The organism is Streptomyces sp. Z423-1, from assembly GCF_013009255.1.
In the GTDB taxonomy this organism is placed as follows: Bacteria; Actinomycetota; Actinomycetes; order Streptomycetales; family Streptomycetaceae; genus Streptomyces; species Streptomyces gossypiisoli.
Window position 1 is genome coordinate 8,134,973 of sequence record NZ_CP053109.1, and the last position, 21,532, is coordinate 8,156,504.

A 21,532-nucleotide genomic window follows, 5' to 3' on the forward strand; every position below is an offset into this window, starting at 1 on the left:
ATGTGGTGTGGGCACAGGGGCGGTTCAACGCCGGAGGCCAACGTGCACAGTACTCACGCATCTGCTGGCCTATGACTCCGAGCGGCATGCGCCGCGGCTGTGGCGCCACCCCACCCCCCAACGGACCGTCACCCGAAAGTGCCTAGCAGCCGCTCCTGCCGCGCCGGCCCAGTTCGTCACCCAAAGCTCCGGTCGCGCGCTCATCACGTACGGACTCCCGCACGAGTCTTGGGTCAAAGGCCGTGCGCACGGCGCCGTGCACCTGTCCGCCGTACCCCCGCGCGGTAGGGCCGAGTGGTGATGGGGGAGCATCTGGTCAGCCGTCGCCAGCCCGTGAAGGACCGTCATGCCTCATGTCCCGCGTGCCCTACCGCCCCTCCTGCTCGGCTGCCTGCTGATGACGGGCTGTTCGTCCGTCCAACTCAGCACACCAACCCAATCAGGGACTCAGAGCCCTGCGCCCGGCGCGCCGGCCGGCTCAGGCCGCGCGATCGCGGTGGGGGCGGGCCCGCAGAAGCACTACACGGTGCAGCAGCAGCCGGCCGCCGGCTCGTGCCACTACCGCGTGGAGCACGGCGAGCCCCTCGAGGACCGGAAGTGCACGCCGGGCGCCATCTCTCCGGCGGTCACGCAGGCGAACCTGAAGTCGACGATATGCCGCAAGAGCGGCTACACCTCCGGCATACGCCCCTCCGCGTATGTGACGGGCAAGGAGAAGAAGCTCAACGCCGCCTCCTACGGACACACCGGCCGCATGGGCGATGCCGAGTACGACCACCTGATCAGTCTGCAGCTCGGCGGCGACCCGAACGACCCGCGGAACCTGTGGGTGGAGCCGGCCGACCCCGGCCATAAGAAGGGTGCCGGGGTGAACAACAAGAAGGACTCGGTGGAGGCCAAGCTGCACACCGCAGTCTGCAAGGGCCAGATCACGCTCGCGGCCGCCCAGCAGGCCATCGTCACCGACTGGACCACCGCCCTGACCACCCTTCACCTCAGCTGAAGAGGCCGCTGGAGGAGTCGTGTCATACACAGGAATGTCCCCGACGGGTCTGGGCCGGTGGCCCGTGTGAGAGGGCGCCTGGCTCGACGGGCGAGATCGGCAAGCGCAGCCGCACGCATCACGCATGGGGTGTGCCGAAGGAGTTCACGGACGTCATCGTGACGGCCATGGTTGCCCTGGACACCGTGAGCGGGGACGGCGCGGCGGTGGTGGAGCACCAGCTTCAGGGCCGCGCGCCGGATGAGATCACCGGCGGCTGGGGGCATCCGGCTCCTCCAGGTCCTCGCGATCAACGGGGACATGGGGGAAGCCGCCATCGCTGTGTACGGGGCAGTGGGCACGGGTCCGCACGGTGAGGCAGTCGTGGCGACGCACACGTGGGAGGACATGGAAGCGCGCCTCGGCTGGCTTATCCTCACGGCCGCCGCCGCGCTGGACGACCTCGCCGGCGATGCCTGGGACACGGTGGATGAGCGGCTGCGTTTCCGCGTGGCGAGGGTCGCGGCCTTGGCCGGACATGAACCTCAGCTGACCCGCTCTACCCTCTGTGCGGAAGGGCCCGCACGGCAAGCCGTGCGGGCCCTTCCGCGTCATCCCCTACTTTGCGGACGCACACGTCCTAGTGGGGCGTATCCCGCCTCCCCGGTGGGAGATGAGTGGGAGACAAGTGGGAGATGATCATGGCGTGGTGATGCAGTCAGGCGCTAGGAAATGCTAGATGGTGCTACCTGCGCGGCCCTGGTTCAGCCGCCGGATTCGCCCGCGTGCGGGCTCAGTGCACCCACGCTGACCAGCACAATCACCACCACACCGAGCGCGATGCGGTACCAGACGAACGGCATGAAGCTCTTGGTCGAGATGAACTTCATGAACCAGGAGATCACCGCGTACCCGGTGCCGAAGGCGATGATCGTCGCGAAGATCGTCGGCCCCCACGACACATGGCCGGTCTCCATCGCGTCGTTCAGTTCGTACGCGCCCGAGGCGAGCACCGCCGGGATGGCGAGCAGGAAGGAGTAGCGGGCCGCGGCCTCGCGGGTGTAGCCCATGAAGAGGCCGCCGGTGATCGTCGCGCCGGAGCGGGAGACGCCCGGGACGAGCGCCATGGCCTGGCAGATGCCGAAGATCAGGCCGTCCCGCACCCCCAGTTCCTTCAGCGTCTTGCGCTCCTTGGCCGCCCGGTGGCGCCCGCCGGTCTCGTCGCGCGCCGCGATCCGGTCGGCGATACCCATGATCAGGCCGACCACGATCAGCATGGTCGCGGTGATGCGCAGATCACGGAACGGCCCGACGATCTGGTCCTTGAGGGTCACGCCGAGGATGCCGATCGGTATCGAGCCGACGATCACCAGCCAGCCCATCCGGGCGTCCTGGTCCTTGCGCCACGTCTTGTCGTAGAGCGAGCGGGTCCACGCCGACAGGATGCGCCCGATGTCCTTGCGGAAGTAGATCAGCACGGCGGTCTCCGTGCCGATCTGGGTGATCGCCGTGAAGGCGGCGCCGGGGTCCTCCCAGCCGGAGAAGGCTGCGGTCAGGCGCAGGTGCGCGCTGGAGGACACGGGGAGGAACTCGGTCAGCCCCTGGACGAGTCCGAGGATGAGTGATTCGAACCAAGACATGAAGTTACGGAGTCCAAGTGCCGATCGTGGAACGGACGGAGGACACACCGGGCCCCCGCGCGCGGTGATCGGGTGTGTTGAGGGGCAGCGTAGCGTCCCGGGCCGACACGCCCGACACAGGGGTTTCCGGGGCGATCGACGGTGATCGGTTCGGGGTGTTGACCGGCCGCCGTGCCGCGCTTACGTTGCACACGGGGAAAGCGCTTGCTGTGGCGCTTGCCATGCGTCCAGGGACCCCGGAGGAGTGCTGATCAGGTTCATGCCCACACCCGCGACATCGATGCCGTCAGCGGCTGACACACCATCCACGACCACCACGGCAGTCGACACCCACGACCCCGAGACCTCCCGATCCCCCTCCGCCCCCCTCTCCGGCCGCCCCGTCAGAACCGCTGTCATCGGCACCGGCGGCATCGCCCGCGGATGCCACCTCCCCGCCCTCACCCGGCTCGCCGACGAGGGCGAGACGGAGGTCGTCGCGGCCGTCGACATCGACCGGGCCGCCGTCGAGGCGTTCTGCGCGCAGGGCGGGATCCCCCACGCGTACACCGACATGGAGCGCATGCTGCGGGAACAGCGGCCCGACCTGGTGACGATCTGCACACCGCCCACGCTGCACCGCGAGCAGACCATCGCCGCCCTGCGCGCCGGCGCCTGGGTGTGGTGCGAGAAGCCGCCCGTGCCCACGCTCGCCGACTTCGACGCCGTCGAGGCGGCGGAGGGGCCGGCCGGTGGACCGTACGCCTCGATCGTCTTCCAGCACCGGTTCGGCTCCGGTGCCGCCCATGTGCGACGGCTGCTCGCCGCGCAGGCCATGGGGCGGCCGCTGGTGGCGCACTGTCAGACCACCTGGTACCGCAACGCCGCCTACTACGCCGTGCCCTGGCGCGGCCGCTGGCAGACCGAGGGCGGCGGGCCCGCCATGGGGCACGGCATCCACCAGATGGACCTGCTGCTCGATCTGCTCGGTCCGTGGAGCGAGGTGCGCGCGATGGCCGGGCGCCTGGTGCACGACGTGGAGACCGAGGACGTCTCGACCGCGCTGGTCCGCTTCGAGAACGGCACCATGGCGACGGTCGTGAACAGCGTCCTCAGCCCCGACGAAGTGAGCCGTATCCGCGTCGACTGCGAGCGCGCCACCGTCGAACTCACCCACCTGTACGGGCACGCCAACGCCGACTGGCGGATCACTCCGGCACCGGACGTACCGGCCGAGGAGGCCGCGCTCTGGCGGGACTTCGGCCCGGACGTGCCCAGTTCGCACCTGGCGCAGCTGCGTGAGCTGGTCGCCAGCATGCGCGCGGGCGAGCGGCCGCGCAGCAGCGGACCGGACGGGCGCAAGAGCCTGGAGCTGATCACCGCGCTGTACAAGTCCGCGTTCACCGACACGACCGTCCGCCAGGGCGAGATCGGCCCCGGTGACCCGTACTACACGGCTCTGCACGGCGGTGCGCCCGGCTGGGCACCCGTCGTCCCCGAGGCCGCCGCGAACCAGGAGGTGCCCGCATGACCGGTCCGCGCATCGTCCACGCGCACGGCGACCGGATCACGGTCACCGAACCCACCACCGGCGTCGACCTGTTCTCCTACGTCTATGGGCCCGAGGCGGCCTGGGAGGCGCCGAAGCCGTATCTGCACCCGATCCGGACCCTGGGGAACGCGGTCGTCACGGACTACCGGCCCAATGACCACCGCTGGCACAAGGGACTGCAGCTGACGGCCTCCCACCTGTCCGGCCAGAATCTGTGGGGCGGCAACAGCTACGTGCACGGAGAGGGCTATGTCGCCCTCCCGGAGCGCGTCGGGTCCATGGCGCACGTCGGCTTCGACGAGGTCGCCTCCGACGGCTCGCGGGTCGTGATCGCCGAGCGGCTCACCTGGCACCCGCACGGCGGGGAGCTGTGGGCCGACGAGCAGCGCCGGATCGAGGTGCACGACGTGGACCCGGCGGCGGGCTCGTGGGCGCTGACCTGGACCAGCGCCATCACCAACCGGCGGGACGAGCCGCTGCTGTTCGGCAGCCCGACCACGGCGGGGCGCGAGATGGCCGGTTACACGGGCCTGTTCTGGCGCGGACCGCGCGCCTTCCGGGACGGCCGCGTCCTCGGGCCGGACAGCGAGGGCCCCGACCTGATGGGCAAGCAGGCGCCCTGGCTGGCGTACTCCGGCGAGCACGACGGCGTCGACGGCCACGCCACGCTGGTCTTCGCGCACGCCCCGGAGAACGACCACACCGGTGCCGGGGGCGCCCACCCCGCCCACTGGTTCGTCCGCAACGAGCCGTTCGCCGCCGTCGCCCCCTCCTGGGCCTTCTACGACGAACTCCAGCTCGCCCCGGGCGACACCCTCACCCGCCGCTACCGGGTCGTCGTCGCCGACGGGGCCTGGGAACGCGACGAGATCGCCAAGTACCTGGAGGCGCACCCGTGGTGAACGCCGAGGAGCTGACGGGCGTGTTCACCGGCCTGCCCGGCTCGGTCGCCGTGTCGCACCTGTCCGTCTACGACTGGCCGGCCGCGGACGGGGTGTGCGGCGGAACTCCGCACCTGCACCTGACCTGCTCGGAGGCGTACGTCGTCACCGGCGGGCGCGGCGCGGTGCAGACGCTCACGACGTCCGGGTACGAGGTCACGCCGCTCGCGGCCGGCACGGTCGCCTGGTTCACGCCCGGCACGATCCACCGGCTGGTCAACGACGACGACCTGCGCATCACCGTCCTGATGCAGAACAGCGGGCTGCCGGAGGCGGGGGACGCGGTGCTCACGCTGCCGCCGGAGTACCTGACCGACCCGGAGACGTATGCCGCCGCCACCGTGATCCCGGCGGACGCACCCGTCGCCGAGCAGGAGCGCGTGGCCCGCGCCCGGCGCGACCTCGCCCTGGAGGGCTACCGCGTGCTGCGCGCGTCCGGCCCCGAGGCGCTGGCCGAGTTCCACCGGGCCGCGGCCGCGCTGGTACGGCCCCGGCTCGCCGAGTGGCGTGAGCGCTGGCGGCGGGGCGCCGAGGCGGCCGCCGCGGCGACGGGGGAGCAGCTCGACCGGCTGGCGCGGGGCGAGGTGTCCCACCTCGCGGGGGCCGTCGTCCGCAGTGAACAGCCGTCGGCGCGCGGCAAGTTCGGGATGTGCGGGCGGTTGGACGTGTATCCCGGCCACTAGGTTGGATCGCGGCCCGTTAGGTCGGATCACGCGGCCGTCAGGTCCGATTACGCGGCCGGTAGGTCCGGATCACGCGGCCGTCAGGTCGGATCACGCGGCCGGTAGGTCTGGATCACGCCGCCGTCGGACCGGTGACGGTCCAGCCCGGGGACTGGGGGTGGGGGGTGAGGTCCTCGTGCTGGACCGGGTCGCCGCAGGCCTGGCAGGTGACGAGCGGGACCAGCTCGTGGCCGCAGATGTGCTCGACGACCATGGGACGGTCGTCCTGGCGCAGGTGGCGGTTGCCCCACTCCATGAGGGTGAGCAGGACCGGCTCCAGTTCGAGGCCCGCCTGGGTGGGCCGGTACTCGAAGCGCTGCGGGCGCTCGCTGTAGGCCCGCTTGGTGAGGACCCCGGCGTCGACCAGGCGGCGCAGCCGGGTGGCCAGGATGTCGCGCGGGGCGCCGATGTTGCGCACGAGCTGGTCGAAACGGCCGTTGCCGAGGCAGACCTCCCGCAGGACGAGCAGGGAGTACTTCTCGCCGACGAGCGCGAGGGCGTCGGCGATCGAGCAGGGGCGCGGATCTTTGGTGGCGGCCATGCAGCTCAGTCTAGGGGAGCGTTTGGTTATCCAACTGATCGCTCGTGCTCATGGGTTTGTTTTTCCAACTCGTCGGGCTATGGTGAGTCTGGATTTCCTACTCACTGGTAGGCGCCCAGGTGGCTCCAGGCGGCCAAGGAGGCCCGCAGCATGCGTGACGCAGTCATCGTCGAAGCCGTACGCACCCCCATAGGCAAGGGCAAGCCGAACGGCTCGCTCGCGCACGTCCACCCCGTCGAACTCCTCGCCCACACCCTGCGCACCCTCGTCGAGCGCTCCGGCGTCGACCCGGCGCTGATCGACGACGTCATCGGCGGCACCGTCGACCAGGTCGGCGAGCAGGCCATGAACACCACCCGGTACGCCGTGCTGTCGGCGGGCTTCCCGGAGACCGTCCCCGCGACCACGGTGGACCGTCAGTGCGGCTCCTCCCAGCAGGCCGTGCACTTCGCCGCGCAGGGTGTCCTCTCGGGCGCGTACGACATCGTGGTCGCCTGCGGCGTCGAGTCCATGAGCCGCGTGCCGATGTGGTCGAACGTCCCGCCCGGCAAGGACCCCTTCGGCCCCGGTGTCGCCGAGCGCTATCCGGAGGGCCTCGTCCCGCAGGGCATCAGCGCCGAGCTGATCGCCGCCAAGTGGTCCATCACGCGCGAGCAGATGGACGCCTTCGCCGTCTCCTCGCACCGGAAGGCGGCCGCGGCCTGGGACGGCGGCCTGTTCGACGCCGAGGTCGCGCCCCTGGGCGGGGTCGCGCGCGACGAGTGCGTACGGCCCGGCAGCACCACCGAGATCCTGGCCGGACTCAAGCCCGCCTATCACGACCCCGTCTTCGCCGAGCGCTTCCCGCAGATCGAGTGGAACGTCACCGCCGGCAACGCCAGCCCCATCAACGACGGCGCCTCCGCCGTGCTGATCACGTCGAGCGAGACCGCGGCCCGCCTCGGCCTGCGCCCGCTCGCCCGGCTGCACAGCTTCGCCGTCACCGGCTCCGACCCGCTGCTGATGCTCACCGGCGTCATCCCGGCGACCGAGAAGGTACTGCGCAGGGCCTCCCTGACCCTGGACGACATCGACCTGTTCGAGGTCAACGAGGCGTTCTCCAGCGTCGTTCTCGCCTGGCAGCAGGAGACCGGCGCCGACCTGGCCAAGGTCAACGTGCACGGCGGCGCCATCGCCATCGGCCATCCGCTCGGCGCGAGCGGCACCCGGCTGACGACCACGCTCGTGCACGCCATGCGCGAGCGCGGCGCCCGCTACGCCCTGCAGACCATGTGCGAGGCGGGCGGGCTGGCCAACGCGATGATCCTGGAAGCCGCGTAGGGTCTGTCGTTTGGATCAGGTCGGCTGCGAGGGACTGCGCCTTTCCCCCGACCCGAGCGGGGCCTGGTGCGTGCAGCTGCAAGGCGGAGGAGGGCGGCGACGCGGAGCGTCGGCAACCGACGACAACGCGGCAGATGCACGCACCAGGCCCCGCGACGCCGGCATGATCCAAACGACAGGCCCTAAGCCTTCTGACCGCTGGTCAGCCGCGCAGGTGGTGGCGTTTGCGCCAGGCCACCACCGCGCCCGCCAGACCCGGAATGGCGATGGCGGCCATCGCGATCAGGAACACCGGCGACGTCGGCGTCGAGGCGCGGGCGCCGGCGACGACGTACGCGGTGGTGTTCGGCAGCGAGCCGAGCGCCGTCGCCAGCAGGAACGGCAGCCAGCCCATACGGGAGACGGCGGCGCAGTAGTTCGCGGCCCAGAACGGCACGCCCGGGAACAGCCGCACCGCCAGCATGGAGCGGAAGCCGTGCCGGCTGAACTGTCCGTCGACGGTCTTCAGGAACTTGCCGCGCAGCAGCGGGCGCAGTGCGTCCTGGCCCAGGAACCGGCCGAGCCCGAAAGCGAGCCCGGCACCGATCACCGAGCCCCCGATCGCCGCCGCGATGCCCAGCTCGGAGCCGAACAGCGCGCCCGCCGCCAGGTTGAGCAGCGGCCGCGGCACGAACGCGACGGTGATGACGCCGTAAGCGACCGCGAAGATGAGCGCGGCCACGACGCCGCCGAGCTGGGGTGGCCAGCCGTGCGCGAGCAGCCGCTGCGGCTGGAAGAGCAGTACCGCCGCCCCGGCTCCGACCAGCAGGGCGACGAGCAGGGAGAAACGTGCCCAGGGCGAGAGCAGGACTCTCACGCACCGGGCGGCGAAGCCGAGGCGGACGGCCGCGGCCGCGGCGCCGGCGGGGACGGGGACGGCGGCCGCGAGTTCGGTGGCAGTGGCCCGGGGAGAGGCCGGTGCGGTGCCCCCAGAGCGGGTGTGGGCATCGAGCATTCGGTGACACTAACCGACAAATATGTGTGATCGCCGTATGGTTCGTCTCATGAGCGTCACGGGTGCGGGAACGGTGGGTGTCCCGCGCAGCACCCTCGCCGACATGCTGGTGACACGGCTCACCGCCACATACAGCGCCGCGGCCGACCCGGCGCGCGCGGCGCCCATGCGGGCGTACATGAAGGATGTCGCGCCCTTCCTCGGCCTGACCACACCCGTGCGCCGCGCCCTGTCCCGCACGGTCGTCGAGGGCACGCCCCGCCCGGACGAGGCCGACTGCACCGCCGTCGCCCTGCGCTGCTGGCAGCTGCCGGAACGCGAGTACCACTACTTCGTCGTCGACTATCTGCGCCGCCATGTGAGCCGCTGCTCGTCCGCCTTCCTGCCGGTGGCCCGGCAGCTGATCACCACCGTGTCGTGGTGGGACACCGTCGACCTGATCGCCGCCCACGTGGTGGGCCCACTGGTGGCCGCCGATCCCGGGCTGAAGGCCGAGATGGACGCCTGGATCGTGGACGACGACCTGTGGGTCGCCCGGGCGGCCCTGCTCCACCAACTGCGCTACAAGGAGCGCACCGACACCGAACGCCTGTTCACCTACTGCCTGCGCCAGTCCGGGCACCCGGACTTTTTCATCCGCAAGGCCATCGGCTGGTGCCTGCGGGAGTACGCCAAGACCGATCCCGACGCCGTGCGCGGCTTCCTCGCGCGGGAGCGGGGGCGGTTCGCGCCGCTGTCGGTGCGGGAGGCGCTGAAGAACATCGGGCCGTGAGTGTCGGGCCGTGACGATCGGGCCGTGAGGATCGGGCCGTGACTGTGGGTGCGGGCGGGGCGGTCTGAACCCCCTTGCCTGGAAAAACCATTCGACGCGCGCCCCGGCGTCGGCGATGATCGACGTCATGTTCCGGCACGCCTTCCTCCTCGCAGCATCCGCAGTCGCGGATGCCCCGAAGGCTGCCGTCGTGATCCTCCTGGCCGCTGTCGACGGCGCCCGAAGCTGACCCTCCCCGGATCGTCCGGCGGACCCCGCAAGGGGAGGGTCGGTCAGTCCCCGGGGTCCCAGCCACCATCGAGACGCTTCGAGGTATCGCCATGCCCAAGACGGCATACGTGCGCACCAAACCGCACCTGAACATCGGCACGATGGGTCACGTCGACCACGGCAAGACCACCCTGACGGCCGCCATCACCAAGGTCCTCGCCGAGCGCGGCAGCGGCACCTTCGTGCCGTTCGACCGCATCGACCGTGCCCCCGAGGAGGCGGCGCGCGGCATCACCATCAACATCGCGCACGTCGAGTACGAGACCGACACCCGGCACTACGCGCACGTCGACATGCCGGGCCACGCCGACTACGTCAAGAACATGGTCACCGGCGCGGCGCAGCTCGACGGGGCGATCCTCGTCGTCTCCGCGCTCGACGGGATCATGCCGCAGACCGCCGAGCACGTGCTGCTCGCCCGGCAGGTGGGCGTCGACCACATCGTCGTCGCCCTCAACAAGGCGGACGGCGCGGGCGACGAGGAGCTGATCGACCTCGTCGAACTGGAGGTGCGTGACCTGCTCACCCAGCACGGCTACGCGGGTGACTCCGTGCCGGTCGTACGGGTGTCCGGGCTGCGGGCGCTGGAGGGCGACCCGCGCTGGACGGCGTCCATCGAGGCGCTGCTGGACGCGGTGGACACCTATGTGCCGATGCCGGAGCGGTATCTGGACGCGCCGTTCCTGCTGCCGGTGGAGAACGTGCTCACCATCACCGGGCGCGGGACGGTTGTCACCGGTGCGGTGGAGCGGGGAACCGTTCGGATCGGTGACCGGGTCGAGGTGCTGGGCGCCGAGCTGGAGTCCGTCGTCACCGGCCTGGAGACCTTCGGCAAGCCGATGGAGGAGGCGCAGGCCGGGGACAACGTGGCGTTGCTGCTGCGGGGCGTCGCGCGGGACGCGGTCCGTCGTGGGCATGTCGTGGCCGCGCCGGGGAGTGTGGTGCCGCGGCGTCGGTTCTCCGCGCAGGTGTATGTGCTGTCGGCGCGTGAGGGCGGGCGTACGACGCCGGTCTCCACCGGGTATCGGCCGCAGTTCTATATCCGTACGGCGGATGTGGTCGGCGACGTCGACCTCGGTGAGGTCGCGGTTGCGCGGCCCGGGGAGACGGTGACGATGACCGTGGAGCTGGGGCGGGACGTGCCGCTGGAGCCCGGGCTCGGTTTCGCCATCCGTGAGGGTGGACGGACCGTGGGCGCCGGGACGGTGACGGCCGTTTCATAGGGGGGTGTGCTGTCCGTGGGGGACTGCGGGCCGTGTGTGGCTGGTCGCGCAGTTCCCCGCGCCCCTTACCGGCGATGGTCGCCCGCACAATGGAGGAGTGAACGAGCCCCTTCCCGTCGGTCGTGCCGTCGATCACGGGTTCGCCAAACTGATGCCCGACGTCGACCGTGAGCGGGCCTGGCTGCTCACGGTCGACGGGGCGCCGCAGTCCTACGTCGATCTCGATGAACCGACGCATCTGGAGTTCGAGTACGCGCGGCGGCTCGGGCATGTGCTGGACACCGTCGCGGAGGCGGGGCGGCCGCTTGATGTGCTGCACCTCGGTGGGGGCGCGCTCACCCTGCCGCGGTATCTGGCGGCGACGCGGCCCGGTTCCCGGCAGGACGTCGTCGAGGCCGATCAGGGGCTGGTGGAGCTGGTCGGCGAGTATCTGCCGGTCGGCGCGGGGTCCGGGATCGCATTGCATGTCGCGGACGCGCGCCGCTGGCTGGCGGATGCCCCGGCGGACTCGGCGGACGTCGTCGTCGGTGACGTCTTCGGCGGCTCGCGGGTTCCGGCCGGGTTCACGACCGTCGGCCATGCCGGTGAGGTCGAGCGGGTGTTGCGTGCCGACGGGGCCTACATGGCCAATCTGGCGGACGCCGCGCCCTTCGCGTTCCTCCGTTCCCAACTGGCCACCTTGGCCACGGTATTCGAGGAGCTCGCGCTGATCGCCGAACCGGCCGTGCTGCGCGGGCGCCGGTTCGGCAACGCGGTGCTGGTCGCCGCGCACCACCCGGTCGACACGGCCGCCCTGGCCCGGCGCACCGCCGCCGACGCGTTCCCGGCCCGCGTCGAACACGGGCCGGCGTTGCGGAAGTTCATCGGCGATGCGGCGCCGGTGCGGGACGAGGACGCCGTGCCCTCACCCGAGCCCCCGGACGGGGCGTTCGGCATCGGTTGAGTCGGCCGGTGCGCCCTTGGCCACCTCGTGGGTACGGCGCCGTAGGTTCCGTACGTCCGGGACGCACAGCACCGCCGCCGTGACCACCACGACGAGCGTCGCGCAGCCCCACAGCGCCGCCGTCCGCCCGAACACCATCTCGGCAGGACCCGCCAGTGCCGTGGTCAGCGGCACCAGGGCGACCGAGCCGAACCAGTCGTAGGCCGCGACGCGCGAGAGCTTGTTCTCGGGGATCTCCTGATGGAGGGCGGTCATCCAGGAGACGCCGAAGACCTCCAGCGTCACGCCGGTCACGAACATCACCGCCCACAGGCCCCCGGTCGGCACCGGCACCGCGAGCGCGGCGGACGGCAGGGCCAGCGGGAAGACGCAGAGGGTGCCCGCGAGGAGCAGCCGGCGTGGCTTCCAGCGGGTCATCAGCAGCGCGCCGACGACCGTGCCCGCGCCGAAGAAGCCCAGCGCCAGACCCCAGGGCGCCGCTCCGCCCAGATGGTCCCGGGCGACCAGGGGGCCGTAGACCGACTCGGCGGCCGCCACCACCGCGTTGGCGACGGAGAACTGGACGACGACGCCCCACAGCCACGGCCGGCCGGCGAACTCCCGCCAGCCCTCGCGGAGATCCGCGAGCATCCCGCCGCCCGGCTCGCGCGGCGGGATGTGGCTGACGTCGAGGAAGGCACGCAGCGCCCCGGCGACGGCGAACGCGGCCGCGTCCGCGGCGAGCACCCAGCCCGGGCCGATCGCGGCGACCATCGCCCCGCCGAGGGCGGCGCCGCCCAGGGCCGCGCCCTGCATCGCCATCCGGAACACCGCGAACGCGCGGCTCACCTGCTCGCCCTGCACCGACGACATGAGCATGCCCTCGGCGGCCGGACCGAAGAAGGCCTGGCCGGTGCCGCCCAGCGCGCTCAGCAGCATCATCTGCCACAGCTGCGGCTCGCCGGCGAGCACGATCAGGGCGAACAGGCCCTGCGAGACGCAGTTGAGGGCGTTGGCGGCGACCATCACGCGGTGCCGGGGCAGCCGGTCCGCGACCGCGCCGCCGATCAGCAGGAAGAGCACCAGCGGCAGGGTGCGGGCGGCGGCCACGAGGCCCACGTCGCCGCCGTCGCCGCCCGCCTGCAGCACCGCGAACGCGGCGGCGACGAGCGCGCCGTTGCTGCCGAGGTGGGTGACGACCGCGGCGGCGGTCAGCAGGCTGTAGTTGCGGCCCGCCCACGCGGGCCTGCGGGGGCGGGAGGTTTCGGCGACGGTGTTCACCGGCCGACTATCACCGCCCGGCCCCCGACTTGCCAAACCGGTTGTCGGTCAGCCTCCGGTGGGCTCCCCGTGCAGCCGTACCGTGCTCAGGATCTGCATGATGGTCGCCTTGGGGACCTCGCCCTCGACGCCCTTGGCACCGTAGAAGTTCCACGACACGAAGTCGCCGACGGAGTTCTTGAAGCCGAACGTGACGGCCTTGCCGTCGCTGTCGCACTTGCCCTTCTGGGGCGTGTTCTGCGACTCGGCCCAGGCGACGCTGCCCTGGATGCCGGACTTGGTGGTGTAGGACTCGGCCTTCTCCTCGAACTTGAGGCTCTTCTTGTCCGGCTGGGTGTAGCCGCCGTAGACCCACCACGGGACCGTGTTGATGGCCACCTCGTCGGTGTCCTTGGCGCCGTCGGCTCCCTTGGTGCCCACGGCGGCCAGGTGGGTGTCCTCCGTCCGGCCGTCCTTGTTCTCGTCGGTCGTGCACCACTTCGACTTGTAGTACGCCGGTGCCGACATCACGATCAGCGGTTTGGCGTCGTCCGACTTCTGGTCCTCGAATCCGATGGACGTCCCCGGCGACTCGACCTCCCAGTCCGGCGGCACGTCGAAGGCGACGCCGCGCTTGGGGTTGACGACGACCTTCCAGCCCGGGATCGTCGGCTGCTCGGTCTCGTTGCTCCGCGGGTTGTCGTCCGACCCGGAACCCGACTCCGACGCGGTGGGTTCGGCGGGGTCCGACGGCGACTGACTGGTCTTCGTCTGCCCGCCGCCGTCGGCCTGGTCGTCCTTGTCGCCGCCGAGGACCAGGAAGCCCGTGACACCAGCGGTCACCACCACGGCGGTGGCCGCGATGATGGCGACCAGCTTCGTCCGGTTGCCGTCACCGCCCCCGCCGGGCTGCGGCTGCGGCGTACCCACCGGCGCCGGGGTGCCCCACTGCGGCTGCTGTGCATAGGGGTTGGGCTGCTGGTAGCCGGGTTGCTGGTACGGATTCGGCTGCTGGTACCCCGGCTGCTGGTACGGGTTGTTCTGCCCTTGCGGGTTCTGCTCGCCCCCGGGCGGCTGCTGTCCTGGCCACATGAGCGGTAACCCTAGTAGGGCTGGGGACACGATTCGGTCACCAGGTTTTGTCAGGGACGTAGCAAATCCGCACGGGCCATCTCCTCCGTGCTGCGGGCGCCGTTGGGCGGATGCGAGGGCGCGACGATCATCACGCGGATCTGGGCGGATCTGGTCAGCTGAGGCTACCCATGGGTAACATGCGGTCATGAGCGCAGATCAGATGTCGATCGGCGAGATGCTCGCCGCCACGGTGCCGATGGTTCGGACGCTGAACCTGGAGTACCTGGAGACCACTCCGGAGAAGGCCGTGCTGGCCTTGCCGGATCAGAGCGAGTACCGCAATCACGTCGGCGGGCCGCACGCGGGGGCCATGTTCACGCTGGGCGAGTCGGCCAGCGGCGCGATCGTGCTGGCCGCGTTCGGTGACCAGCTCTCGCGGGCCGTGCCGCTGCCGGTGCATGCCGAGATCGCGTTCAAGAAGATCGCCCTGGGTCCCGTCACGGCCACCGCGACGCTCGGACGCCCGGCCGCCGAGGTCGTCGCCGAGCTCGACGAGGGCAAGCGCCCGGAGTTTCCGGTGGCCGTCGCCATCCAGCGGGAGGACGGGGCGGTGACCACGGAGATGACCGTGGTGTGGACGCTGCGACCCAACAGCTGATAGCCGCACTGCGGAAGGCCCCGGCCGTACGCCGGGGCCACTCGCCAACCGGCCCGCTGTGACCGCCCGTTGTGACTCCTGGCAGGATGGCGTCGCCCACACGGCAGAAGGGTCGCCCACACGGCAGAAGGAGGGCGAGCAGCATGGCCGTAGTCGTCTTGTCCGTCGTTCTCCTGCTCGTCGTCGGCGGGTGCGTCTGCGTCGTGTGGGCGTCGCGGGGCGGCCCGCGCTGGGTGCGCGCGGTGGCCGCCGTGACCTTGGGCGCGGGTGAACTGGTGCGCCGGTCGGAGGGGGGTCGGGCCGGGGGGTCGGGCTCGGACGACTGACGGAACGCACAGGGGCACACACCCCGTGCACCCCTTCGTCGACAGCCCGGTCACGACGAACCCTCGCTGATCGAGCGAGGCGACATCCGGTCGACCCGTTCGGCCCCGCCCGGTGCCAGGTGCCTGCTCGGCGCCGGGCACGATCCGGATCTCAGTGTCAAGTCCCGAAATGCAGTGCCGTGACGCGCATCCGCGGCCAGGGCGCAATGGAGGCATGGGTTCACACGGAGGTGTGGCGCCGGCTGAGGTTTGGAGTGAGTCAGATGCTGGATCGTCCTGAGCGGACTTCGGCGGGCGTCGGGACAACGGCCGCCCGGTGTCGACCGAGGGGCTTCCGCGCCGCACTGCGATGGCAGATCATCGCTCTCGTCGGCTTCGCCATCTGCTTCTGCACTCTCGCGGTGGCGTGGTCCATCACGGAGCCCTCCCATCTCCTTCAGCCTGCCTCCGAGAGCGGCCCCGGTCCATTCACCGGAGGCACGTCCAATGGCGCCGAGTCGGGCCCTGGCGGTGGGGCCGAGCCGGGCCCTGGCCTCCAGCCGGCTGACGGTGGCCTCAAGTGGCAAGACGTCGGCGGCCGACCCAATTCAGACGGGGGCGCCAGCGGTGACGGCGATCCGACCCCGACCGGTCTCGACAGCGTGCTGACCCTTGTGATCGCCGGGGTGTCAGGCACCGGGGGCTTCCTCAGCGGTGTCGCAGCGCTGATCACCGTATGGCAAGGCGCCCGCCGGGGCGGAGGCGGCAGGGTGTGTGGGCACAGCGCGCACGCGTGGCATGTCCCGGGGCGCCATCGCCTTGGCCGACCCCGCAAGCACCAGCGCTGGCGTGGGGTGGGTCATACCCGCGCGTAAGTTGGAGATTGTGTGCGTCAACGGGCCTTGTACGTACACAAGTTGAGGATGGCACCACCGGCTGATTTCGAATACGGGTGCGGATACCCGAGGTAACGCCCGGGAATTTCCGGCCCCTTGAGCTCCGGTCGCTCGAACTCCTTGTTTCCTGTGCGGCGCATGTGCGAAGGTATGCCCCCCGCGGGAAGGCAAAGGCACAGGTCAAGGCCGATAAGTACGCACCAATCAGCACCTCTTTCCGAAGGAAGCACATTCCGTGTGCTGTCCTCGGCTTGGAAGGAAATGGTTCAGTGCAGCCCCCCAACCCCCCACGTCCGCCCTACCCGCCCCGACCCGGATCCCGCCCGGGGCAGTCCGACCGCGATCTTCTCGCCCGGCTCGCCGACCCCGAACCGGACGTCAGGGCCGTCGCCCTGCTCATGGCCCGGCACTGGCGCGCCGTGTACGAATACGCTGTCATCTGCCTGGCCGCTTCCTCGGTTTCGGCGTCGATGGCGGCCGGCGCCGCGTTTCAGCAGGTGCTCGGCCGCAGGATGCCGGTCGGCGCACTGCGCCCCCAGCTGCTGATGACCGTTCGGAACACGGTCCGGGAATGGGCCGCCGAGGACGATGTGACGGCCCTGCTGCCGGAACTCGCCAAACCCACCGGAGCCCGTGGACTGCGCGCGGTTCGGTCCGCGACGCCCGAAAAGCGGCGCCTTGCAGAGCGTGCGTTCCATGCCCTTCCGTCGGCCTCCCAATGCCTCCTCTGGCACACCGAGGTCGAAACGGAAACGATAACCATACCGGCCGGTCTGCTGGGCATTGACGCCCTTACTGCGTCCTCCGCCCTGGAGCGGGCACGCGAGGAATTCCGGGCCGGCTGCGTACGCGCCCACCGGGAACTCGCGCCCACCAGGGAATGCCGTTTCTACAACCGCCTCCTGGACGTCCCCATGCGACGCGGCGGCGCCCTGCTGCCCGATGTGCAACGGCATCTGACGCAGTGCGGGTACTGCCGTCACGCCGCTGAACAACTCAGCCATTTCGCCGGCGGCCTGGACGTTCTGCTCGCCGAAACCGTGCTCGGCTGGGGCGCCCACCGCTACCTCGACTCCCGCCCCGGCCGTACCGCGGCGCCACCGCCCCGGCCGCGCCCGCTCGCCGCCGCCCGCCCGACAGCCGCCACCCGCCCGAGAACCGGCGGCCGCCATCGGACCGCGACGCAGACCGGATTCCTCACCATGCCCCGACGCCACGCCCGGACCTTGGCCGCCGGCGTCGGCCTGACCTCCCTCGCGCTGCTCGCGACGGTGCTTGCGGCCAGGGGCTGGTCCGATGACAACGGTGCCCCCGGCCCGGGCGCCACCTGGGGAGCCCCCAGTAGCCGGGCCGTCCGCCCCGGACCGGCGTCCGAGTACCCGTCCGCCGGAGCCCCGTCCGCCGCCTCCGTGGAACGCCCCGCCGAGGTCGCCCGGGGACGCCTGCGCAACCTCTCGATGGGCCTGTGCCTCGACGGTCGGGGCGGCGAGGTCGGGCTGGCGGCCTGTACGACCGCCGACTCGCAGCAGTGGTCGTACCAGGACGACGGTCAGCTGCGCAGCGTCGCCGACCCTTCCCTCTGCCTCGACGCCGACCCCGATGCCGATGCCGATGCCGGAAGGGTCACGCTGGCCGACTGCGGGGCGCCGTCCGGTCAGGTGCAGTTCGACCTGACCGTGCGCGGCGAACTGCTCCTCCGCTGGGGCAAGGGCAGACTCGTCGCTCCGGGTACGGGCGGGGAGCTGGTCGTCGCCGGGCGGGACGGCTCGGCGGAGCAGCGGTGGCGGATGGAGGCGGTGCACGCCGAGACGGGGGAGGCGGGGGAGCCGGGGGAGACGTCGCCGAAGAGCGACGACGGCCAGGAGCGCGACTTCCGCGGCGGCCCGTCGGAGGAGCGGCGTGGCGACTCCGACCGGCGTGAGGGGGACGGTGACCGGCGTGGGGCTGGCGACGACCGGCGTGGCGGCGACCCCGACGGTGATGAGCAGGACCGTAACGGCCAGGAGGTCCCCGAGGATGCGCCGGACGTTTACGAGACACGGTTCGCCCAGGTCGGCTGCTGCGACGAGCAGGCCGAGCCCGCCGAGCCGGTCGCCGTGCCGGCGCTGGAAGCCGGCGTGCACCAGCTGACCGGCGGCATCCGGGACGCGGTCACGTCGCGTGGGACGGAGGTGGCGCAGTCCCTGCTGGGCTGAACCTCCCCCTCCGCGGATCCGGGGTCACCTCACCGTGGGCGGCCCCGCGCACGGACGCGGGCAGGAAGAACCTGTTCCGGCGCTCCGCGCGGCACAGGCTCCGACGGCGGCAACGCGCTGAGCACCGCGATCTTCGGGACCCGGGGAGTGTCATCGTGACCCGGTAGGCTTCACGGCGTGCGCCCGGGACCGGGCGCACGCCGTATGTCTGCAGGGACGCGATTCGGGAGGAACCGGCGGTGCACGTCCAGGAGTGGCTCGAGACCGTACCCGCGGTCGCCATCTACGCGCTGGTGGGAGTCGTCATCGGCCTGGAGAGCCTGGGCATCCCGCTACCGGGCGAGATCATCCTGGTCTCCTCCGCGCTGCTCGCCTCCCAGCACGGCGACATCGACCCGTTCGTCCTGGGCGCGTGCGCCAGTGCCGGCGCGATCATCGGCGACTCCATCGGCTACGCCATCGGCCGCAAGGGCGGGCGGCCGCTGCTCGCCTGGCTCGGCGGGAAGTTCCCGAAGCACTTCAGCGAGGCCCACATCGCCACGGCCGAGCGCTCCTTCGAGAAGTGGGGCATGTGGGCCGTCTTCTTCGGCCGCTTCGTCGCCCTGCTCCGCATCTTCGCGGGCCCGCTCGCGGGCGTGCTGCGGATGCCGTACTGGAAGTTCCTGATCGCCAACGTCTTCGGCGGCATCCTGTGGGCGGGCGGCACGACGGCGGTCATCTACTACGTGGGTGTCGTGGCCGAGGCGTGGCTGAAGCGGTTCTCGTGGGTGGGGCTGGTGCTCGCGGTTCTGATCGGCCTGACGTCGATGCTGGTGCTCAAGCGCAAGGCCGCGAAGTCGACGGCGGGACAGCAGGTGACCGAACGGAAACCGGTCATCGTCGGCGAGTAGACGTACGTCAGGGGCGCGGGGAACTGCCCGACCAGCCACAACCGGCCTGCACCCCTACCCGTGAACCTCCCGATGCGCCTTACCCAGCTCCGCATACATCGTCCCGTTCAGCGTGATCCCCTCCCGCTCCTCACCACTGAGCTCGCGCCGTACCTTCGCAGGCACCCCCGCGACAAGCGAACCCGGCGGCACCACCATCCCCTGCGGAACCAGCGCCTGAGCCGCGACCAGGGACCCCGCCCCGATCACCGCCCCGTTGAGCACGGTCGCCCCCATCCCGATCAGGCAGTCGTCCTCAACGGTCGCCCCATGCACCACGGCGTTGTGCCCGATGGACACCCGCTCCCCGACGCTCACCGGAAACCCGGGATCGGCGTGCAGCGTGCAGTTGTCCTGCACATTGCTGTTCGACCCCACGGAGATCCGCTCGACGTCCCCCCGCAGCACGGCCCCGTACCAGACACTCGCCCCGGCCCCCACCGTCACGTCCCCGATCACCGCCGCCGTCGGTGCGACGAACGCCTCCTGATCGACCCTCGGCTCCTTGCCGCCGATGCCGGTGATCAGCGCCTGCTGCGTCATCCTCGTCTCCCTGGTCGTCGAGTACGAGGGAACGGTACGCCACTCCATGGGGCGAAGATCACAGGCCTCCGGCACGGTGCGCGAACCGCCCGCTGAGTAACGTGTGCGCGTGCCGAAGCGCAAGAACACGTTCTCATCCTGGCGACACCGAGTGGCGCAGCGCGCCGTCCACGCGGGCTGGGCCTGGGTGCAGCGCACGGGTTCGGTGACGGCCGAGAACCCCGGCCGTTTCCACTTCGGCTCGATCGGCGAAGCCACCCGGCTCGCCTTCCCGCTCGGCACCGTCTTCGGTGAGCCCTGGATCCACCTCGGCGCCCACTGCATCGTCGGCGAACAGGTCACGCTGACGGCCGGACTGATGCCCGACCTCGACCTCGGGCCCGAGCCCATCCTGCGCATCGGCGACGGTGTCGTCCTCGGTCGCGGCAGCCACGTCATCGCCGACACGACGGTCACCATCGGCAGCGACTGCTACTTCGGGCCGTATGTCTACGTCACGTCCACCAACCACTCGTACGACGACCCGCACCAGCCCATCGGCAAGCAGTGGCCCCGGATGGAGCCGGTGGAGATCGGGCCGGGCTGCTGGATCGGGACCGGCGCGGTGATCCTGCCGGGCGCGCGGATCGGGCGGAACGTGGTGGTGGCCGCGGGTGCGGTGGTGCGCGGGGTGGTGCCCGACCATGCCGTGGTGGCGGGGGCGCCCGCCCGGGTCGTACGGCGCTGGACTGACGCCGACGGCTGGCAGCCGCCGCTCAGGACGCCGGCGCCGGTGCCCATACCCGAGGGCGTCACCCCCGAGCAGCTGACGGCGCTCGCGGACCTCGACGAGGAGGCGGCAGCGCGGCTGGCAGAGCTGGAGCCGGAGGCCTGACCCAGGGCCTGCCGTTTGACCATGCCGACGTCGCGGGACGACAGGCCCTAGCCGGTCGCCAGCAGCAGCGTCCCGGCGAGGGCCAGTCCCGCGCCCGCCGCCTGGACGGCCCGCAGCCGTTCGCTGAGGAAGCCGCGGGCGGCCAGGGCCGTCACCACCGGGTAGAGCGAGGCGAGTACGGCGGCGACGGTGACCGGGCCGTGCTGCGCGGCGATCGAGTACGTGCCGTTGGCCGCCACGTCCGCCAGGCCGACGAAGCCGAGCGCCGGGAGTGAGGCCCAGGGGAAGCCGTCCGCGGGCAGGGCGGGGGAGCCGCGCCGTACCGAGATGTACAGGGCGGTGCCGCCCGCGACGACGTTGGTGACGCGCTGCACGAACAGCGCCAGGAACAGCCCGGTGAGCGTCGTCGACGCCTCCGCGATCAGGGCCATCACCGCGCCGAAGCCGAACGCCGCGAGCAGCGTGAGCAGTACGGCCTGCCGCTGCACCGGCGCACCCCTGAACTGCGGCCCGCCCGCGAGCACGACCCCGGCCACGGCGACCACGATCCCGGCGACCTGCAACAGCCCCGGACGCTCGCCCAGCACCAGACCCACGCCCACCGGTACCGCCACGCCGAGCGACCCCAGCGGCGAGACGACACCCATCGGGCCCAGGGCGAGCGCCTTGTAGAAGGCGAGCATCGCCACCGGGCCCACCAGACCGGCGCCCACGGCGAACCAGAGCTGCGGTCCCGCCTCGCTCCAGCCGCCGGTCGCGACCACGATCGTGCCGAGGACGACCACCGCGATCGACTGCGAGACGACGACCACGGTCAGCGCGGGCGTACGCTGGGTCAGCAGCCCGCCGCCGAAGTCGGCCAGACCCCACAGGAGGCTCGTGGCCAGGGCGAAGAGTGCTGTCATCGAGTCGCCTCGCAGTACAGTTCAGTGAACGAATG

Annotated in this window: 20 protein-coding genes; 13 read left to right on the forward strand and 7 right to left on the reverse strand. The window is 71.4% G+C overall.

Features of this window, described 5'->3' with window-relative positions; all coding sequences use genetic code 11:
* The first annotated feature begins 397 nt into the window (after positions 1-397).
* Positions 398-1,003 (forward strand): hypothetical protein, encoded by a 606-nt coding sequence (locus HJD23_RS36940; protein ID WP_232108366.1) that lies wholly within the window; start codon positions 398-400, stop codon positions 1,001-1,003.
* Between the two features lie 743 nt (positions 1,004-1,746).
* On the opposite strand, the gene HJD23_RS36945 is transcribed toward HJD23_RS36940, so the two are convergent.
* The gene (locus HJD23_RS36945) at positions 1,747-2,622 is read right to left on the reverse strand and encodes an undecaprenyl-diphosphate phosphatase (RefSeq protein ID WP_171113157.1); all 876 of its coding nucleotides are present in this window, start codon (positions 2,620-2,622) and stop codon (positions 1,747-1,749) included.
* A 259-nt stretch (positions 2,623-2,881) separates the two neighbouring features.
* Here HJD23_RS36945 and HJD23_RS36950 point away from each other — a divergent pair, with 259 nt between their 5' ends.
* The 3 genes from HJD23_RS36950 to HJD23_RS36960 are packed head-to-tail and all read left to right on the forward strand — an operon-like array spanning position 2,882 to position 5,777.
* On the forward strand, positions 2,882-4,132 hold the full coding sequence (locus tag HJD23_RS36950) for a Gfo/Idh/MocA family oxidoreductase (RefSeq protein ID WP_232108338.1): 1,251 nt from the start codon (positions 2,882-2,884) through the stop codon (positions 4,130-4,132).
* Positions 4,129-5,055, forward strand: coding sequence for a PmoA family protein (locus tag HJD23_RS36955; protein WP_171113156.1), 927 nt, complete (start codon positions 4,129-4,131; stop codon positions 5,053-5,055). Before HJD23_RS36950 ends, HJD23_RS36955 begins: the two co-directional genes overlap by 4 nt.
* Entirely contained in the window at positions 5,049-5,777 is a 729-nt protein-coding gene (locus HJD23_RS36960) for a cupin (RefSeq protein WP_171113154.1), read from the forward strand. Before HJD23_RS36955 ends, HJD23_RS36960 begins: the two co-directional genes overlap by 7 nt.
* 112 nt (positions 5,778-5,889) lie before the next feature.
* Here HJD23_RS36960 and HJD23_RS36965 read toward each other — a convergent pair whose 3' ends face one another.
* Positions 5,890-6,357, reverse strand: coding sequence for a helix-turn-helix domain-containing protein (locus HJD23_RS36965; protein ID WP_171113152.1), 468 nt, complete (start codon positions 6,355-6,357; stop codon positions 5,890-5,892).
* 150 nt (positions 6,358-6,507) lie between these two features.
* On the opposite strand from HJD23_RS36965, the gene HJD23_RS36970 reads away from it, so the two are divergent.
* Positions 6,508-7,677, forward strand: coding sequence for a thiolase family protein (locus tag HJD23_RS36970; RefSeq protein ID WP_171113150.1), 1,170 nt, complete (start codon positions 6,508-6,510; stop codon positions 7,675-7,677).
* Positions 7,678-7,879: 202 nt separating this feature from the next.
* On the opposite strand, the gene HJD23_RS36975 is transcribed toward HJD23_RS36970, so the two are convergent.
* Complete coding sequence (locus HJD23_RS36975) at positions 7,880-8,671, reverse strand: TVP38/TMEM64 family protein (protein ID WP_171113148.1); 792 nt, start codon at positions 8,669-8,671, stop codon at positions 7,880-7,882.
* A 49-nt stretch (positions 8,672-8,720) separates the two neighbouring features.
* On the opposite strand from HJD23_RS36975, the gene HJD23_RS36980 reads away from it, so the two are divergent.
* From HJD23_RS36980 to HJD23_RS36990, 3 genes are all read left to right on the forward strand, one after another.
* On the forward strand, positions 8,721-9,443 hold the full coding sequence (locus tag HJD23_RS36980; protein WP_171113135.1) for a DNA alkylation repair protein: 723 nt from the start codon (positions 8,721-8,723) through the stop codon (positions 9,441-9,443).
* A 320-nt stretch (positions 9,444-9,763) separates the two neighbouring features.
* Entirely contained in the window at positions 9,764-10,936 is a 1,173-nt protein-coding gene (tuf, locus tag HJD23_RS36985; protein WP_171113133.1) for an elongation factor Tu, read from the forward strand.
* Between the two features lie 97 nt (positions 10,937-11,033).
* Positions 11,034-11,879, forward strand: coding sequence for a fused MFS/spermidine synthase (locus HJD23_RS36990; RefSeq protein ID WP_171134115.1), 846 nt, complete (start codon positions 11,034-11,036; stop codon positions 11,877-11,879).
* Here the strand turns inward: HJD23_RS36990 and HJD23_RS36995 are convergent.
* Positions 11,841-13,139 carry an MFS transporter gene (locus HJD23_RS36995; RefSeq protein ID WP_240980896.1) on the reverse strand — a complete coding sequence of 433 codons (1,299 nt, stop codon included), beginning with the start codon at positions 13,137-13,139 and terminating at the stop codon, positions 11,841-11,843. The two genes, HJD23_RS36990 and HJD23_RS36995, sit on opposite strands and share 39 nt — an antisense overlap.
* 48 nt (positions 13,140-13,187) lie before the next feature.
* The gene (locus HJD23_RS37000; protein ID WP_171113129.1) at positions 13,188-14,210 is read right to left on the reverse strand and encodes a hypothetical protein; all 1,023 of its coding nucleotides are present in this window, start codon (positions 14,208-14,210) and stop codon (positions 13,188-13,190) included.
* Positions 14,211-14,412: 202 nt separating this feature from the next.
* On the opposite strand from HJD23_RS37000, the gene HJD23_RS37005 reads away from it, so the two are divergent.
* From HJD23_RS37005 to HJD23_RS37020, 4 genes are all read left to right on the forward strand, one after another.
* Positions 14,413-14,850, forward strand: a complete 438-nt coding sequence (locus tag HJD23_RS37005; protein WP_141311695.1) for a DUF4442 domain-containing protein — start codon at positions 14,413-14,415, stop codon at positions 14,848-14,850.
* Between the two features lie 143 nt (positions 14,851-14,993).
* A complete protein-coding gene (locus HJD23_RS37010; RefSeq protein ID WP_171113127.1) occupies positions 14,994-15,176 on the forward strand; it encodes a hypothetical protein in 183 nt (60 codons plus the stop codon).
* A 1,273-nt stretch (positions 15,177-16,449) separates the two neighbouring features.
* Positions 16,450-18,246 carry an RICIN domain-containing protein gene (locus tag HJD23_RS37015; protein WP_171118626.1) on the forward strand — a complete coding sequence of 599 codons (1,797 nt, stop codon included), beginning with the start codon at positions 16,450-16,452 and terminating at the stop codon, positions 18,244-18,246.
* A 239-nt stretch (positions 18,247-18,485) separates the two neighbouring features.
* On the forward strand, positions 18,486-19,136 hold the full coding sequence (locus tag HJD23_RS37020) for a DedA family protein (protein WP_171113125.1): 651 nt from the start codon (positions 18,486-18,488) through the stop codon (positions 19,134-19,136).
* A 54-nt stretch (positions 19,137-19,190) separates the two neighbouring features.
* On the opposite strand, the gene HJD23_RS37025 is transcribed toward HJD23_RS37020, so the two are convergent.
* Entirely contained in the window at positions 19,191-19,718 is a 528-nt protein-coding gene (locus HJD23_RS37025) for a gamma carbonic anhydrase family protein (RefSeq protein WP_171113123.1), read from the reverse strand.
* Positions 19,719-19,827: 109 nt separating this feature from the next.
* Here HJD23_RS37025 and HJD23_RS37030 point away from each other — a divergent pair, with 109 nt between their 5' ends.
* Positions 19,828-20,592 carry an acyltransferase gene (locus HJD23_RS37030; protein WP_171113121.1) on the forward strand — a complete coding sequence of 255 codons (765 nt, stop codon included), beginning with the start codon at positions 19,828-19,830 and terminating at the stop codon, positions 20,590-20,592.
* 47 nt (positions 20,593-20,639) lie between these two features.
* Here the strand turns inward: HJD23_RS37030 and HJD23_RS37035 are convergent, their stop codons facing one another.
* Positions 20,640-21,497 (reverse strand): EamA family transporter, encoded by an 858-nt coding sequence (locus HJD23_RS37035; RefSeq protein WP_171113119.1) that lies wholly within the window; start codon positions 21,495-21,497, stop codon positions 20,640-20,642.
* Positions 21,498-21,532: the final 35 nt, after the last annotated feature.

Coding starts and splice junctions, on each gene's coding strand:
- HJD23_RS37000 (WP_171113129.1), bottom strand. CDS start 14,210: ATGTGGCCAGGACAGCAGCCGCCCGGGGGCGAGCAGAACCCGCAAGGG.
- HJD23_RS36980 (WP_171113135.1), top strand. CDS start 8,721: ATGAGCGTCACGGGTGCGGGAACGGTGGGTGTCCCGCGCAGCACCCTC.
- HJD23_RS37005 (WP_141311695.1), top strand. CDS start 14,413: ATGTCGATCGGCGAGATGCTCGCCGCCACGGTGCCGATGGTTCGGACG.
- HJD23_RS37015 (WP_171118626.1), top strand. CDS start 16,450: ATGGCCCGGCACTGGCGCGCCGTGTACGAATACGCTGTCATCTGCCTG.
- HJD23_RS37025 (WP_171113123.1), bottom strand. CDS start 19,718: ATGACGCAGCAGGCGCTGATCACCGGCATCGGCGGCAAGGAGCCGAGG.
- HJD23_RS36975 (WP_171113148.1), bottom strand. CDS start 8,671: ATGCTCGATGCCCACACCCGCTCTGGGGGCACCGCACCGGCCTCTCCC.
- HJD23_RS36955 (WP_171113156.1), top strand. CDS start 4,129: ATGACCGGTCCGCGCATCGTCCACGCGCACGGCGACCGGATCACGGTC.
- HJD23_RS36940 (WP_232108366.1), top strand. CDS start 398: ATGACGGGCTGTTCGTCCGTCCAACTCAGCACACCAACCCAATCAGGG.
- HJD23_RS36950 (WP_232108338.1), top strand. CDS start 2,882: ATGCCCACACCCGCGACATCGATGCCGTCAGCGGCTGACACACCATCC.
- tuf (WP_171113133.1), top strand. CDS start 9,764: ATGCCCAAGACGGCATACGTGCGCACCAAACCGCACCTGAACATCGGC.
- HJD23_RS36965 (WP_171113152.1), bottom strand. CDS start 6,357: ATGGCCGCCACCAAAGATCCGCGCCCCTGCTCGATCGCCGACGCCCTC.
- HJD23_RS36970 (WP_171113150.1), top strand. CDS start 6,508: ATGCGTGACGCAGTCATCGTCGAAGCCGTACGCACCCCCATAGGCAAG.
- HJD23_RS37010 (WP_171113127.1), top strand. CDS start 14,994: ATGGCCGTAGTCGTCTTGTCCGTCGTTCTCCTGCTCGTCGTCGGCGGG.
- HJD23_RS37035 (WP_171113119.1), bottom strand. CDS start 21,497: ATGACAGCACTCTTCGCCCTGGCCACGAGCCTCCTGTGGGGTCTGGCC.
- HJD23_RS36945 (WP_171113157.1), bottom strand. CDS start 2,622: ATGTCTTGGTTCGAATCACTCATCCTCGGACTCGTCCAGGGGCTGACC.